Below are 15,106 nucleotides of genomic sequence, written 5' to 3' on the forward strand. Positions count from 1 at the left end.
ATATCAAGATTTCTTGATATGTAGATATCTTTTGACAATGAAACTGGGAACATACCCCCAACGATCGGCTGGTCCGAGACATATTTTACCTGCGTTGAAGGCAGTTTCGGATGAAACCCGCGTCCGTATCCTTCATATTCTCAGTTTTGGGGCTTTTTCCGTAAATGAGATCGTAGAAATCTTGAGTATGGGACAGTCTCGGATTTCCCGCCATTTGAAAATACTTACGGATGCTGGTCTGATTTCTTCCCGAAGAGAAGGGTCCCTCGTGTATTCTTCCCTTCCTGAAGACCCTTCTAAAGCAAACGAAGGTAGTACAGAGATCTTTTCAAACGATTTGACCCACCTCATTCTTTCTTATAAAGAAGATCTTCCCGACAGAGAAAAAGACCAAAGAATGGTGAGTTTGATCTTGGAAGGAAGGGAAAAAAAATCAAAGGTGTTTTTTGACAGAGTTGCCGCCGAATGGGAATCCATTCAGGAAGAATCACTTAACCCGAAATTATACAGATCCTGGATCATCGACAATCTACCGACGAACAGCCATCAGATTGTGGATCTGGGCTGCGGTCCTGGAGGACTCATCCCTTATTTGCTTCCCAAATCCAAAATGGTAATCGGGATTGATTCCTCTCCGAAGATGATCGAGCTTGCACATAGTGCCTACGGAAATAATCCAAGCGTAAAATTGGCCCAAGCACAATTGGAATCACTTCCCTTATCGGATGAAGTATGTGAAGCAGTGGTTGGTTCCATGGTACTTCATCATATTTCCCATCCGCCCACCGTGCTAGAAGAAATTTATAGAGTTTTAAAACCGGGCGGGGTATTTTGCATGGTGGATTTAGAGAAACACAACCAGGAGTTCATGCGGGATAATTTTGCAGACTTATGGCTTGGGTTTGACAAAGACGTTTTGGAGTCATGGCTCATTAACGCAAATTTCGAGATCGAATCGGAAAACCAAATTCAAACGGATTCAATATTTAAAATATTAACAATCAAAGCAAGGAAGAAAGGAGGACAATATGTCCACAGCAACTAATACAAAATCAGAAAGACTGCCTTATAAAGTCAGAGATATCTCTTTGGCCGATTGGGGTAGAGAAGAAATCATTCTCGCTGAAAAAGAAATGCCAGGTCTCATGGCACTTCGTGAAGAGTTTGGAAAAACAAAACCGTTGAAAGGCGCGCGAATTGCAGGATCTCTCCATATGACGATCCAAACCGCTGTTCTTATTGAAACATTAATCGAGTTAGGCGCTGAAATTCGTTGGTCTTCTTGTAATATTTTCTCTACACAAGATCATGCCGCTTCTGCCATCGCGAAAGCGGGAATTCCCGTATTTGCTTGGAAAGGCGAAACGGAAGAAGAATACTGGTGGTGTATCGAACAAACTGTTTTCTTTGACGGAGACAAAGGACCGAATATGATTTTGGATGACGGTGGGGATTTAACTCATTATATCCATGACAAATACCCTCAATTCCTTTCCGAAATCAAAGGTGTTTCCGAAGAGACAACTACAGGCGTAAATGCACTTTACAAAAAATTGAAAACAGGTGATTTGAAACTGCCTGCAATCAACGTAAACGACTCGGTTACAAAATCAAAATTTGACAATCTTTACGGTTGCCGTGAGTCACTTGCTGACGGTATCAAAAGAGCAACAGATATCATGCTTGCCGGTAAAGTAGCACTTGTTTGTGGGTATGGCGATGTTGGAAAAGGTTCCGCAGCTTCCCTTCGCAATTTCGGTGCAAGAGTTGTAGTAACTGAAATCGATCCGATCTGCGCTCTTCAGGCAGTTATGGAAGGATACCAAGTTTTAAGAGTAGAAGACATCATTGAAAATGCAGACATCATCGTAACTGCAACTGGAAATGACGACATCATCACTCTGGAGCACATGAAGAGTATGAAAGACGGCGCTATTCTTTGCAATATCGGCCACTTTGATACTGAAATTCAAATGTCACGATTGAACTCCGAAAAAGGTGTTACTAAAAAAGAAATCAAACCTCAAGTTGATAAATACACTTTCCCTGACGGCAAAGCAATTATCGTACTTGCGGAAGGAAGACTTGTCAACCTTGGTTGTGCAACCGGACATCCTTCTTTTGTAATGTCTACTTCGTTTACAAACCAAGTACTTGCTCAAATCGAACTTTGGACAAACAAGTATGAGATCGGTGTATATCGACTGCCAAAAAGATTGGATGAGAAAGTTGCTGCTCTTCACTTGGAAAAACTAGGTGTAAGACTTACCAAACTCAATGCAAAACAGGCAGAATACATTGCGGTTCCGATCGAAGGCCCTTACAAACCGGAACATTACCGTTACTAGAAAAAAGAAATCTCACCTGGCATTCGCTAGGTGAGAAGTACCGAATCTTATAAAGGAGGATTTCATGACTTACGTAGTAACTGAACTTTGTGTTGATTGTAAATACACTAGTTGCGCGGCAGTTTGCCCTGTGGAAGCTTTCCACGAGGGACCGGATACTTTATATATTGATCCGGATACTTGTATTGATTGCAACGCTTGCCAATATGAGTGCCCTATTGATGCGATTTTTCCCGATTATGATGTTCCGGATAAACATAAAGAGTCCATTGCTGTCAATCAGTCGGAAGCGACAAAGTTCCCTGTGATTGTTAACACCAAACCACCGCTTAAAGGTGCTAAGTGTATCGATCCGAGTAAATAAAATTTTTCACGAGGGAAACTCCCTCGTGTTGTCTAATAAGTAATTATAATAAATATAACACAATGAAATTTGAATATACCAACCCGGCGGGCAACAGACTCGTACAACTCATTCAGGAAAGAATCCTCATTTTAGATGGGGCAATGGGTACTATGATCCAAAGGCATTCTTTGCAAGAAGATGACTTTCGGGGAGAAAGATTCAAAGACTGGACTTTATCCGTCAAAGGCAATAATGATATGCTTGCAATGACCCGCCCTGATATTATCGAAGCAGTTCACTTGGAGTATTTGGAGGCCGGATCAAATATCATTGAAACGAATACGTTTAGCTCCAATTCCGTCTCTCAGGCGGATTACAAGATGGAATCCGTTGTACGCGATCTCAATTTAGCAGCTGTTCTGTGTGCGAAAAATGCGGTTAAAAAATACACGGAAAAAACCGGCAAAACAGATATATTCATTGCAGGTTCCATCGGACCGACCGTAAAAACGGCTTCACTTTCTCCCGATGTAAATAATCCTGCGTTTCGCGCGATCACATTTGATCAGTTAGTTGATAGCTTTTATGAACAGATTACAGCTCTTATTGACGGGGGAGTGGATCTTTTGTTACCCGAAACGAATATCGATACTTTGAACCTGAAGGCATGTATTTTTGCCATTGAAAAGATATTTGAAGAAAGAAATATCCGAATCCCTGTGATTTTGTCTGTTACCATTACCGATGCGTCCGGTAGAACCCTTTCCGGTCAAACGGGTGAAGCATTTTATATTTCCGTAAAACATGCAAGACCGTTAGCTGTTGGCATCAATTGTGCGTTAGGTGCAGGGGAGATGCGTCCGTATATAGCCGAGCTTGCAAAAGTTGCGGATTGTTATGTTTCTTGTTATCCGAATGCGGGACTTCCGAATGCATTCGGAGGATACGATCAGACCCCTGCCGAGTTCGGTTCCTGGATGGAAGATTTCGCCAAAGCGGGATTTTTAAATATAGTAGGCGGATGTTGCGGAACAACGCCGGATCATATTCAGGCTGCGGCTGCGGCGGTTTCTTCTTTCCCGCCGAGAGAACTCATTGTACAGCCGAAACTCAGTGCGTTCTCGGGTCTTGAGCCTTTGAAGCTTACCAAAGAGCAAGGTTTTATCAATATCGGGGAAAGAACGAATGTAACAGGTTCTCCCAAATTTAAAAAACTGATCTTGGACGGAAAATTCGAAGAAGCTGTGCAAGTTGCCTTACAACAGGTGCAAGCCGGTGCCAATATAGTGGATATCAACTTTGATGAAGCGCTCCTGGACGGGGAAGGGTCTATGACCAAGTTCCTCAATCTCATCTCGGGAGAACCGGAGATTGCCCGCGTTCCTTTTATGATCGATTCTTCCAAATGGTCCGTTTTGGAAGCGGGACTTAAATGTGTCCAAGGCAAGCCGATTGTAAACTCCATTTCTTTGAAAGAAGGGGAAGAAGTTTTTCTAAAACACGCCAAAACCATTCAAAGATTCGGTGCCGCTGCCATCGTAATGGCATTCGACGAACAAGGGCAAGCTGCTACAAGAGATGAAAAAATAAGAATTTGTAAAAGAGCCTATGATTTGCTCGTTTCCAAACTGGATTTTGATCCGAACGATATTATCTTCGATCCGAACATACTAACGGTTGCTACAGGGATTGAAGAGCATAATAATTATGCGGTTGATTTCATTGAGGCCACCCGCGAAATCAAAAAAGTTTGCCCTGGTGCAAAGGTTTCCGGCGGACTTAGCAATATATCTTTTTCCTTCCGTGGAAACAATCCTGTCCGGGAAGCGATGCACTCCGTATTCCTATATTATGCGATCCAAGCCGGAATGGATATGGCGATTGTCAATGCGGGGATGCTTGAAGTTTATGAACAGATTCCCAAAGATTTTTTGGAATTGATAGAAGATGTACTTCTCAACCGAAGACCGGATGCTACGGAAAGATTGATTGATGCCGCAGGTACGTTTCACGGAGAAGCAAAGGTTCAGAAAAAAGACGATGCCTGGAGAAGCGGGAATGTCGAAGAGCGTTTAACGCATGCTCTAGTCAAAGGGATTGATGAATTTGTAACACAAGATACGGAAGAGGCGCGAAGCAGTTTTTCCAAACCGTTGGAAGTGATCGAAGGTCCTCTTATGAACGGAATGAAGGTGGTAGGGGAACTCTTCGGTGCGGGCAAGATGTTTCTTCCCCAAGTGGTAAAAAGTGCAAGAGTAATGAAAAAAGCCGTGGCATATCTACTTCCCTTTATGGAAGAAGAGAAAAGAAATCAAAAGGATGAGTCAGCTCAAGCTAAGTTTCTTATTGCTACTGTGAAAGGTGACGTTCACGATATCGGAAAAAATATCGTAGGGGTAGTGCTTGCTTGTAATAATTATGAAGTGATTGATTTGGGAGTTATGGTTCCCGTTGAAAAGATTTTAGAAACGGCAAAGAGGGAAGGTGTAAAGGCAATCGGTCTTTCCGGGCTTATCACTCCTTCTTTGGATGAGATGGTTCATGTGGCAAAAGAGATGGAGAGACTCGGTTTTCAAGTCCCTCTTCTTATCGGAGGTGCGACTACTTCTCCCGCACATACCGCAGTTAAAATTGCGGAACAATACTCTCAACCTGTCATTCACGTATTGGATGCTTCCCGCGTCGTAAATGTGATGAACGGTGTTTTGAATCCTGCAACAACGGATAGTTATGTGGCGACTGTGAGAGAAGACCAAGCACGCATTCGGGAAGAATTTTACTCAAGAGAAAATGAAAGAAATCTTTTGAGTCTTAAAGATGCAATTGCCAATAAAGCCAAAATCAACTGGGAGAACTACAATCCTCCGAAACCTTCTTTCACCGGAATCAAAGAGATAACAGACGTAACACTGGAGAAGCTGGTTCCTTATATCGATTGGTCTCCTTTTTTCCTTGCTTGGGAATTAAAAGGCAGATTTCCACAAATCCTAAAGGATCCTGTGATTGGAAAAGAAGCAACCATTCTCTATAATGATGCAAAAGTCATGTTGGAAAAGATGTTGAAAGACGAGAGATTGAAACCGAGGGCAGTAGTGGGTATATTCCCCGCACATGCAGTAGGCGAAACTCTGGAAGTGTATTCTGATGAATCTAAATCCGTTTTGCTTGAAAAATTTCCGATGTTACGTCAGCAGATTACAAAATTAGTCGGACAACCTAACTATAGCTTGGTTGATTTTGTTGCTCCTAAGGAATTCGAAAAGTCGGATTATCTTGGATTTTTTGCAGTAACTACTGGCCATGGTGTGGATGAAATTGCCAAGGAATATGAAAAAGATCACGACGATTATAATTCCATTCTTGTAAAAGCGCTGGCAGACAGATTTGCGGAAGCATTTGCGGAGTACATGCATCATTGGATGCGAATTGAATGGGGATTTGGTAAAGATGAAAACTTATCCAGCGAAGATTTGATTCGTGAAAAATACCAAGGCATCCGTCCGGCTCCCGGTTATCCGGCTTGTCCCGATCATACGGAAAAACCGAAGATCTGGAAATTGATGGATGTGGAAAAACATACAGGCATTATACTGACGGAAAGTTGTGCGATGTGGCCTGCAAGTTCCGTGAGTGGTTATTATTTTTCCAATCCCGAATCCAGATACTTTGCTATCGGTAAAATAGGCGAAGACCAAGTGATTGATTATACGGAAAGAAAAGATATGGAAAAATCCGAAGTCGAAAGATGGCTTTCTCCTTATTTAAATTATGATCCGACGAGGAAGCCTCTTCTGTCTAAATCATAGGTAATACTATGAATCATGATCATGGCTGGAATTTTCAAGGGGAAGTATCTCTGGATAAGGGATTTCCTTTTCATTCCAAATTAAAGGATTGGATCGGTGAATATACAAATCTCCCAGAAGGACTTTCTATTTCCATATTTGAATCCAGATGTGAAGAAGCAAATTGTCCTGTGGAAGAAACCAGACTTTCTTGGAATACGGACAAGGGAGAGGATAGTTTGCGGATTGGAAGATCAAAAGAAAAGATTTCCAAACAGGACTTTTACTTAGCTTGGAAAAAGAAAACTTCTAACTAAAACTTTTCGGAAGCGCGGACAGGCAAAAGATATTTTAGACCCAAATTTCCCTGGATTTCAGGAGCCCAGAGATCGTCCAATGTACGGCTCGCTTCGCGGGCATTCAAAGGGACTTTTACCATACCTTCAAATACCAAATTGCTATTGGAGATACTAATCCCAGGTGTAACATAAATTTGGCGCCCGATGAAATTTGTTTTGGAAGGATCTTGGACTTTTAAAGCAGTATTGAAGTTTTTAGAAAAGGAGTCGGAATCAAAACGATGAAGTTCCGATAGTTGCAAAAACAATTCCCAACGGGAGTTTTTCAGAAAAGAAAAAATATTACGGTTCAAACGATAACTGAGACGCATCTTTGTTTCCGAAACGTCGATGTAAGTCAGTCCTCCTCCATTCAATGACATACCGAAACTAAGCCCCATATCAAAGCTGAATCCTCTTCTGAATGTAATGTATGTTACATTGGGTTGGTAGGACAACAAAGCTGAGTTTGCAGATCGGTTTACTACATCAAAACTCCCTTCCGGGTTTCGATAAGGATTGATACTGGAAAAAGGAATGACCGGAGAAAAAATTTGAATCCCGGAAATAGGATCGGTTTGGTCTTTGTTTGCACCTACTGGCAATCTTCCCAGTTCCAATTCCGCCGGAAAACGAAAGGGTATGGACAAGGATCTCGCCTCACTATAGTTTGGTGAAGTATTGACTTGGAATAACCCGGGTCTTGGGTCGGAAAAAGAATAACTGGAAAAAAAAGGCAGCCCTTGCGCCAATAGAGCGACCGTCAAAAAGGGTATCAAAAAGATAATGATGACGGTCAAATTTTTCATCTATAGGAATATGACCGAAAAATCTTAAGAATTGCAATGAAATTTGCTTTCCCTACTGTGTTTTTTTGATAAAACTCTGGGAAATGAATCAAAACGATACCAAAGTAGAGCAATTCGGTGACTGCCTTTATTCCAACCCTGCAGGGTATGATTATTGGACGGATGAAAAGTCAGTTGTACTTTTCCAGACTGTATTTTCAGGGCAGGAAGAAGCCATCCAAACGGTCAGGAACAGTCCTATCTTTTTTGAACAAGCAGGTCCCAGGGAAAAAATTTATTTCAATCCTCCCGATGTAACAGCCGGCATTGTAACATGCGGTGGGCTTTGCCCCGGGATCAACGATGTGATTCGCGCGCTTGTGATGGAGCTTCACTATCGCTATAAAGTGCCCCGCATACTGGGTTTTCCCTTTGGTTATGAAGGTATGGTGAAAAAATCGGGGCATCGACCGGTTGAACTGACCCCGGACAAAGTGGCTCATATTATGAATTTCGGAGGATCTATTTTAGGTTCTTCCCGTGGCAATCAGTCCACAAACGATATGGTGGACACCTTATGCCTGTATGGTGTGAAAATGCTTTTTTGCATTGGTGGGGATGGAACACTTAGGGGAGCCGAGGCCATTCAGGATGAAGTGAAAAAAAGAAAGGAAGAGATCGCTGTGATCGGAATTCCCAAAACCATTGATAATGATATCAATTACGTTCAAAAAACATTCGGATTTTCGACTGCTTTTAGTAAGGCGGTGGAAGCCGTCAATTGCGCCCATGAAGAGGCAAAAGGCGCTCCTTTCGGGATAGGTCTTGTCAAACTGATGGGAAGACATTCCGGTTTTATTGCAGTGAATGCGGCACTTGCTTCCAAAAACGTAAACTTTGTTTTGATTCCTGAATCCGATTTTGATTTGGAAGGGAAGGGTGCGTTTTTTGAAACTTTGAAGGATAGAATTCAGAAACGGGGTCATGCGGTCATTATCCTTGCCGAAGGAGCGGGACAGAAATTTTTTGAAGACAAAGGGGAAATGGATCCGTCCGGGAATAAAAAACTTTCGGACATCGGTCTTTTTATTAAAGATAAAATTTCGGATTATTTTAAAAGAGAAAATCAAACGATCAATTTGAAATACATTGATCCGAGTTATATCATTCGATCCGTCCCAGCTACTGCGGAAGATTCGGTATTTTGCGGATTTTTAGCGCAAAACGCAGTACATGCGGCATTCGCCGGAAAGACCGGTTGTGTGGTCGGAATATGGAATAACGTATTTACAGTGATGCCTATCACTCTTGCCATTGCCGAGAGAAAAGTACTCAAACCGGAAAAAAGTACTCTTTGGAGATCGTTGCTTGCTTCTACCGGACAACCAAACTCGATGAAGGCGATAAACTGATTATCTATTTTCTACTTTCTTTTGGAATTTTAGGATATTGTCGCGGATTTCTTCTTCTTTTTGGTTGAGTTCGTCAAAGAATTCCGAATCGATCATGACGGCAGGTTTTTTGATAAACTTGCTTTCGTCGTAATTGTCGATTTCGTGAAGTAGGTCTCCGATATTGGATTCTACTTTTACCAGGTTTTGAATGGTCTCAACCACCTTCTTATTGATAAATAGGATCTCTTTGAAGCGAAGGATATAATGTTGGAAACGATTGTCCCGGATCATCGCTTGCCTTTGCATTTCTTTCACGACTTCCCTTTCCTTCAATACTTCTTTTTTTTCCATCAGGATTTGATTTTTGAAAGTTGAGATTAGATTTTCCGTTTCCAAGCGATAGTGATCAAAACTGGTTTCATGCGATCTCTGCATCTCTTCCAGTTTTTTTCTGAATTCTTTTTCTTTGAGTTTGTCCTGTTCTTTTCTGAGTTTATCCGATTGGCTCAAAGCTTTTTGGACTCTTATATCTATAACTGCATCTAACATTGCTTTATTGAGTTTGTCCAGACGTAAAGCTACCGCCATAGAATTTAGAACTTTGGTAAATTTCATAATCAACACCTATTAGTTTAGACGAATGATAAAGAGAGTAATATCATCATGCGGCTCTGCATCTCCGATAAATTCGCTTACTTTTTGTAAAATCGCCTGCCGGATAATTTCAGGAGGATCGTTGATATGAGAAAGAACTACGGACTCCAACCGTTCCTCTGAAAAAAGTTCTTCTTTGGAATTCATCGCTTCCGTTACCCCATCCGTATAGAGTACAAGCAAATCCCCTGGTAAGTAAGCCATCGTATGCTCCGAGAATTCGCAATTGCTGATTCCCATAGGTTGGCCTTTTCCGGAAAGGTGCTGGATCTTATGATGTTTCTTTTGGTAAAGAATTTGCATATTATGACCTGCGGAAGAGAACATGATTTCTTTTTTGGTCATATTGATTCGAACAAGCATCGCAGTCACAAACATGAGGAAACCGGACTTGTTTTGAATCATTTCATTCGCCCGCGTCAATGCTTCTTTGGTAGAAGTGGTTTTTGAAACTTCCTGTTGCAATACTGTCTTGGAAAGTTCCATAAACAATGCAGCTGGTGTCCCTTTTCCGGAAACGTCCGCGATGATACATGACACTTCGTCTTTGCCATGGATCACCATATCGTAAAAGTCTCCTCCGATTTCACGGGAAGCTTGGTAATAGGTATCAAATTCAAGAAGTGAGTATTGTTTCGGAATGATCGGCAAAGAATGTTTTTGGATCATTGCAGCAACTTGCATATCACGATCGATATTTTTCAAACGGTCACTTTGTATTTTTACCTGCAAGGCTCGGTAAGCTTCTCCTACTTGGTTGGAGAGAGTGCGCAGGATCTTGATGTCCATCTCGTCAAATCTGGTTCTGGATGTTTTGTCCGATACGGCAAGAGCACCTAACCATTCTTTGTTTTTGAGAATGGGGAGTAACATCAAACTATGTTGAAAAATTCCGTTTTGTGTGAGTAAGATTCCTTGGGGAGACTGTGCGGTGATGATCTTGTAACCTTTATTCATCCACTCGGAACGGTCTGCAAATAAAACCGTTTGCACTTCTTCATCCAAATACTGATCCGAAAATCCCTTGGATTTGGATCGGGGAAGTCCTTTCTGATCGATTTTTTCGAATTTAAGCGCGACTCGATCTACCTGTAAAACTTCCGATATGGTCTTTACCGCGAGATCCATAAATTCTTCCGAGTTTTGGATATTGGAAAGTGCGTTTGAGATTTGGTATAAACAATTCAATTCGTTGGCGCGTAAGTTCAGTTTGTCTATGAGAAGCCTGTTTTTAACTGCAATCGCTGCTTGATCGGAAAGATAACGGAGTATCCTAATATCAGTTTGGTTGAACTCCCTATCGTCTTGGGAATTTACCGCTTCCAAAACTCCTTGCACTTCTCCTTGGGCGATCATAGGAACACAGAGTAGGTTGCGGGTTACGTATCCTACCGTTTGATCGATCGCTTTGAAAATACGAGGATCGTTGGCCGCGTCGTTTACGATCTCAGGCTGCAAGGTTTCAAGAACCATCCCTGCAATTCCTTTTCCCCTAGGTACTGTTAGGTTGGAGAGGGATTCTTCCTTTAAACCGCTTGTTGTATTGAATACTAAAACGTCTTGTTCTTTGTCATAAAGTAGTAACGAAGACCCTTCCGTATCTAAAACGTCTCTGGTGATTCCCATAATCTCGCTTAAGAGAGTTTCTAAGTCTGCCGTAGAATTGATTCGACTTGCAATGTCGGAAATAAGGCGAAGTGTTAACTGTTTTGTAGGCATAACTTTCTGGTGATTATTCGATGAGACTGCCGATTCCTTGATTTGTCAAGACCTCAATTAGTACGGAATGAGGAACGCGTCCGTCAATGATATGAGCTCGCTTCACTCCGCCTCGCATGGCATCCAAACAACATTCCACTTTGGGAATCATTCCGCCGGATATCTGGCCTGATCTGATATATTCGTCAATCTTTTGTTTGTTGAGGCCCGTTACCAATTGTCCGTCAATCAGAATGCCCGGAGTGTCCGTTACTAATATTAATTTTTCAGCGGATAAAGATGCGGCAATTGCTCCCGCCATCGTATCTGCATTGATATTAAGGGTTTTTCCTTCTTTCGAAACGGAAACGGGAGAGATGATTGGAATGAAATCTTCCGCTTGGAGGGTACGAATCAGGGAAGGATTGACTTCGGAGATTTTTCCCACAAGTCCCAAGTCCAGGCTTTGCAATTTTCCATTCTCATCTTCAAATTCCATCAGGTACTTTTCCGCGAGAGTGAGCCCGCCGTCCTTTCCGGAAAGACCGACTGTCTTTCCCCCTTTTTCCTGGATGAGCGAAACGATTTGTTTGTTCACTTTTCCAGTGAGCACCATTTCCACCACCTCCATCGTAGGTTCATCTGTTACCCGATGCCCTCTGACGAATTGGGTGTTCAAATTGAGCGATTTAATCAACTGATTGATCTCAGGACCGCCCCCGTGAACCACAACCGGATTGATTCCTAAATACTTTAATAAAACGATGTCTTCAGCAAAGGAGGCTTTTAAGTCTTCTTCTATCATGGCGGCACCGCCGTATTTGATTACGATGGTTTTGCCTGAATATTTGATCAAATAGGGAAGGGCTTCTAGGATATGATTGATTTTTTCCAGTTGGAGTTCCATATTTCCTCTATATGGTCATTGAAAATATACCGTGATTTCTTAAGGATCGTTTTTTTATGAAAGATATCTATAAAGCAGCAGTCATCCAAGTTTCCAGCAATGCAAGGGTGGCAAACAACCTAACCAAGTGCAGACAGTACATAAAAGAGGCAGTGGATGAAGGGGCGAAGCTCATTGGCCTTCCTGAAAATTTTTCTTTCATGGGAAGCGAGGAAGAAAAAAGAAATCTATTGGGAGAAATCGAAATTGAAACAATACAATTTCTTTCAGAAACCGCCAAGGATTTTCAAATTCATCTTTTGGGAGGAGGATTTCCCACTCGTGCGGAAAATGAAAAAGTTTATAACACCGCTTTGCTATTTGATCCTTCGGGAACGGAAATATTCCGGTATTACAAAGCGCATCTTTTCAATGCGGAAGTAGGAGACGGTTTTAGTTACAACGAATCCAAATCCACAATGAGCGGTGGGAAAATTCCTGCCGTGATAGAAACGGAACTGGGCAAAATTTCTTCTGCCATTTGTTATGACATCAGGTTTCCCGAGTTATTCCGAGATCTATCCCGGAACGGTTGCGAAATTTGTTTTTTGCCTGCTGCATTTACGACACCTACCGGAGAGGCTCATTGGGAAGTGCTACTTCGTGCCCGTGCTATTGAAAATTTTATGTTTATCTTGGCACCAGGTCAAACAGGAGTTCATGATCCACATGGAAAAAGAAAAACATACGGACACTCTCTCATCATTTCTCCTTGGGGAACCATACTTGCCGATGCGGGGAAAGAACCGGGTTTTGCAATTGCGGAAATCAATCTGGAGAAGTTAAATGAAATCAGGCGCTCTTTTCCCGCACTCAAACATTCGTTATTTCTGTAGATTTACTTTCGGTTCTACAGAATTCGAAGAACTTTAAAAACAGTTCGGATTTATATTTTTTATCATGCCATACCATCTGAAGAGGGCGATTCCAGTTTGTATAAGTATAGTTTATTTTAGAGAGTAGTTTCCAATTCAATTCTCTTTCCACTGCCGATAAAGACAAACAGGAAATCCCAAGACCTTCTTCGACTGATTTTTTGATGGCTTCCGTGTTTCCCAATTCTCTTTTCTTTTTCGGATTCCAACCTTCCGATGCCCATTTGTATTCAATCCATTCTCTTGTACCCGAACCGGGTTCTCTCAAAATCCATGTTCTGTTTTCCATATCTTTTTTGGAAATAAGCTTCTGCTTCGCATTACTCTTGTAATTGTCTATTATGATCATTTCGTCGTTGTAAAAGATTTCCGTTTGAAAAGGTCCTTCCTGAATCCTTCCTTCCACAAAACCCAGATCCACATGTGTGTCTTGGATTCCGATAAGCACTTCTTTGCTATTTTTGATTTCAAGTATGATTTCTGTTTGCGGGTGCAAAGATTGGAATTTACCTATCCACTTTGGAAGCAGGTAATTACCGATTGTGGTTGATGCGGAAACGCGTAGACTTCCGGAAAGTTTTCCATCCATATTCTGTCTCAAACGGGATAGCTCGGAGAATCTGTCTAAAATTTCGGAACAGAGGGGGAGAGCGTTTTTACCTACTTCATTCAAACTCAATTCCCTTGAGGTTCTATCAAATAGAGGGGTACCTATACCCCGTTCCAGTTCTTTTAATGCCATACTAATCGCAGATTGAGAAAGAACCAATGCCTCTCCTGCGAGTGTGGTGCTTCCAAATCTGGCGACCGATGCAAATATCTCTAATTGTCTGATTGAAATGGACATATCAATAATATTGATATAAAGAATAAGTTCTATTTATTTTCCTTATCTTTTTTTTTTGATAAAATGGAGGAATGGAAAATTTTAAAATTACATACCTCCTGGGCATTTTGGTCCCCATTTTATTAGGAATTTTTGGTATAGTCTTGGGGGATTTCCCTAAAATGAAAGCACTCGGATTGAGTGCTTTGACTATCTCTCTATTATTCGGTTTTATTTTGGGAAATGTTTCTTCATCCTTTTTCTCAAACACTTTTGGGAATGGAGTTCAATTGATTGCAAAACGGTTTCTGAGATGGGGGGTGATTCTATATGGACTCCAACTCACCTTAGGTGACGTTTTAGAGATAGGTGGAATCGGTTTTTTATCCGATATATTCATCTTACTCACAACACTTCCGCTCGGGATCTGGTTCGGAACCAAAATTTTGAAAATGGATAGGGATACAGCCATATTAACAAGTGCTGGTAGTTCTATTTGCGGAGCAGCTGCGGTGCTTGCCACCGAAGGAACTTTGAAAAGTGAATCTTACAAAAGTTCGACGGCTGTGGCTACGGTCGTAACTTTCGGAACCATCTCGATGTTTCTGCTTCCTGCTTTATATCCTTTGTTGGGAGGAGGACCGAATCAATTCGGAATATTGGTAGGTTCTACAGTGCATGAAGTCGCACAGGTTGTAGCTGCTGGAGCAAGTGTTTCTGAGAAAGTTTCCCAAACTGCAGTGATTGTTAAATTAACGAAAGTTATGTTACTTGTCCCATTTCTAATCGGTTTGGGTTACTGGAAAAAAACTCAATCTGAAAAAGGCTCCTCTGGTTCGTCCCAAGTAACTGTTCCTTGGTTTGCAGTCGGCTTCGTCATTATGATTGCAATCAACTCCTTGGGAATCCTTGGTGATTTTGCCAAACAAGGATTACTAAGAGTCGATTTGCTTTTTTTATCTTCCGCGATGGCAGCACTCGGATGGGAAACCAAATTGGTAAAGATATTTCAAACCGGATCTAAGGCATTTATTCTGGCATTGGTACTTTTCCTTTGGTTGCTTTTCGGAGGAATCGGCTTTGAGTATCTGGTCCTATTTAGATAGGG

The 15,106-nt window shown here is 41.7% G+C and carries 13 protein-coding genes; 8 read left to right on the forward strand and 5 right to left on the reverse strand.

What is annotated here, in order from left to right:
- Positions 1–37 precede the first annotated feature (37 nt).
- The 5 genes from EHS11_RS01220 (at position 38) to EHS11_RS01240 (ending at position 6,796) form a co-directional block, all read left to right on the forward strand.
- Positions 38–1,045 (forward strand): ArsR/SmtB family transcription factor, encoded by a 1,008-nt coding sequence (locus EHS11_RS01220; protein WP_135762588.1) that lies wholly within the window; start codon positions 38–40, stop codon positions 1,043–1,045.
- A complete protein-coding gene (gene ahcY / locus EHS11_RS01225) occupies positions 1,029–2,348 on the forward strand; it encodes an adenosylhomocysteinase (RefSeq protein ID WP_135762589.1) in 1,320 nt (439 codons plus the stop codon). The genes EHS11_RS01220 and ahcY overlap by 17 nt, the downstream gene beginning before the upstream one ends.
- Positions 2,349–2,412: 64 nt before the next feature.
- A complete protein-coding gene (locus EHS11_RS01230; RefSeq protein WP_135762590.1) occupies positions 2,413–2,712 on the forward strand; it encodes an indolepyruvate ferredoxin oxidoreductase subunit alpha in 300 nt (99 codons plus the stop codon).
- Positions 2,713–2,774: 62 nt separating this feature from the next.
- On the forward strand, positions 2,775–6,500 hold the full coding sequence (metH, locus tag EHS11_RS01235; protein WP_135762591.1) for a methionine synthase: 3,726 nt from the start codon (positions 2,775–2,777) through the stop codon (positions 6,498–6,500).
- An 8-nt stretch (positions 6,501–6,508) separates the two neighbouring features.
- A complete protein-coding gene (locus EHS11_RS01240; RefSeq protein ID WP_135762592.1) occupies positions 6,509–6,796 on the forward strand; it encodes a hypothetical protein in 288 nt (95 codons plus the stop codon).
- Here EHS11_RS01240 and EHS11_RS01245 read toward each other — a convergent pair.
- Positions 6,793–7,626, reverse strand: coding sequence for a hypothetical protein (locus EHS11_RS01245; protein WP_135762593.1), 834 nt, complete (start codon positions 7,624–7,626; stop codon positions 6,793–6,795). The genes EHS11_RS01240 and EHS11_RS01245 overlap by 4 nt on opposite strands.
- A gap of 83 nt (positions 7,627–7,709) precedes the next feature.
- Here EHS11_RS01245 and EHS11_RS01250 point away from each other — a divergent pair, with 83 nt between their 5' ends.
- Positions 7,710–9,017: an ATP-dependent 6-phosphofructokinase gene (locus tag EHS11_RS01250; RefSeq protein ID WP_135762594.1), complete on the forward strand. Its 1,308-nt coding sequence runs from the start codon at positions 7,710–7,712 to the stop codon at positions 9,015–9,017.
- On the opposite strand, the gene EHS11_RS01255 is transcribed toward EHS11_RS01250, so the two are convergent.
- The 3 genes from EHS11_RS01255 to argB are packed head-to-tail and all read right to left on the reverse strand — an operon-like array spanning position 9,018 to position 12,258.
- The gene (locus EHS11_RS01255) at positions 9,018–9,614 is read right to left on the reverse strand and encodes a hypothetical protein (protein ID WP_135762595.1); all 597 of its coding nucleotides are present in this window, start codon (positions 9,612–9,614) and stop codon (positions 9,018–9,020) included.
- Positions 9,615–9,626: 12 nt separating this feature from the next.
- Complete coding sequence (locus EHS11_RS01260; protein ID WP_135762596.1) at positions 9,627–11,372, reverse strand: SpoIIE family protein phosphatase; 1,746 nt, start codon at positions 11,370–11,372, stop codon at positions 9,627–9,629.
- Between the two features lie 13 nt (positions 11,373–11,385).
- Positions 11,386–12,258 carry an acetylglutamate kinase gene (gene argB / locus EHS11_RS01265; protein WP_135762597.1) on the reverse strand — a complete coding sequence of 291 codons (873 nt, stop codon included), beginning with the start codon at positions 12,256–12,258 and terminating at the stop codon, positions 11,386–11,388.
- Between the two features lie 56 nt (positions 12,259–12,314).
- Between argB and EHS11_RS01270 the strand changes: the two genes are divergently transcribed.
- Positions 12,315–13,133 carry a carbon-nitrogen hydrolase family protein gene (locus EHS11_RS01270; protein WP_135762598.1) on the forward strand — a complete coding sequence of 273 codons (819 nt, stop codon included), beginning with the start codon at positions 12,315–12,317 and terminating at the stop codon, positions 13,131–13,133.
- Here EHS11_RS01270 and EHS11_RS01275 read toward each other — a convergent pair.
- Complete coding sequence (locus EHS11_RS01275) at positions 13,111–14,019, reverse strand: LysR substrate-binding domain-containing protein (protein WP_135762599.1); 909 nt, start codon at positions 14,017–14,019, stop codon at positions 13,111–13,113. The genes EHS11_RS01270 and EHS11_RS01275 overlap by 23 nt on opposite strands.
- Before the next feature lie 71 nt (positions 14,020–14,090).
- Between EHS11_RS01275 and EHS11_RS01280 the strand changes: the two genes are divergently transcribed.
- Complete coding sequence (locus tag EHS11_RS01280) at positions 14,091–15,104, forward strand: YeiH family protein (protein ID WP_135762600.1); 1,014 nt, start codon at positions 14,091–14,093, stop codon at positions 15,102–15,104.
- The last annotated feature ends 2 nt before the right edge of the window (positions 15,105–15,106 follow it).

The sequence above is a fragment of the Leptospira ilyithenensis genome (assembly GCF_004771005.1).
GTDB classification, from domain to species: Bacteria; Spirochaetota; Leptospiria; order Leptospirales; family Leptospiraceae; genus Leptospira_A; species Leptospira_A ilyithenensis.

Bases quoted from the DNA above. Each gene is read 5' to 3' on its own strand.
- EHS11_RS01220 (WP_135762588.1), top strand. From the start codon at position 38: ATGAAACTGGGAACATACCCCCAACGATCGGCTGGTCCGAGACATATT.
- ahcY (WP_135762589.1), top strand. From the start codon at position 1,029: ATGTCCACAGCAACTAATACAAAATCAGAAAGACTGCCTTATAAAGTC.
- EHS11_RS01230 (WP_135762590.1), top strand. From the start codon at position 2,413: ATGACTTACGTAGTAACTGAACTTTGTGTTGATTGTAAATACACTAGT.
- metH (WP_135762591.1), top strand. From the start codon at position 2,775: ATGAAATTTGAATATACCAACCCGGCGGGCAACAGACTCGTACAACTC.
- EHS11_RS01240 (WP_135762592.1), top strand. From the start codon at position 6,509: ATGAATCATGATCATGGCTGGAATTTTCAAGGGGAAGTATCTCTGGAT.
- EHS11_RS01245 (WP_135762593.1), bottom strand. From the start codon at position 7,626: ATGAAAAATTTGACCGTCATCATTATCTTTTTGATACCCTTTTTGACG.
- EHS11_RS01250 (WP_135762594.1), top strand. From the start codon at position 7,710: ATGAATCAAAACGATACCAAAGTAGAGCAATTCGGTGACTGCCTTTAT.
- EHS11_RS01255 (WP_135762595.1), bottom strand. From the start codon at position 9,614: ATGAAATTTACCAAAGTTCTAAATTCTATGGCGGTAGCTTTACGTCTG.
- EHS11_RS01260 (WP_135762596.1), bottom strand. From the start codon at position 11,372: ATGCCTACAAAACAGTTAACACTTCGCCTTATTTCCGACATTGCAAGT.
- argB (WP_135762597.1), bottom strand. From the start codon at position 12,258: ATGGAACTCCAACTGGAAAAAATCAATCATATCCTAGAAGCCCTTCCC.
- EHS11_RS01270 (WP_135762598.1), top strand. From the start codon at position 12,315: ATGAAAGATATCTATAAAGCAGCAGTCATCCAAGTTTCCAGCAATGCA.
- EHS11_RS01275 (WP_135762599.1), bottom strand. From the start codon at position 14,019: ATGTCCATTTCAATCAGACAATTAGAGATATTTGCATCGGTCGCCAGA.
- EHS11_RS01280 (WP_135762600.1), top strand. From the start codon at position 14,091: ATGGAAAATTTTAAAATTACATACCTCCTGGGCATTTTGGTCCCCATT.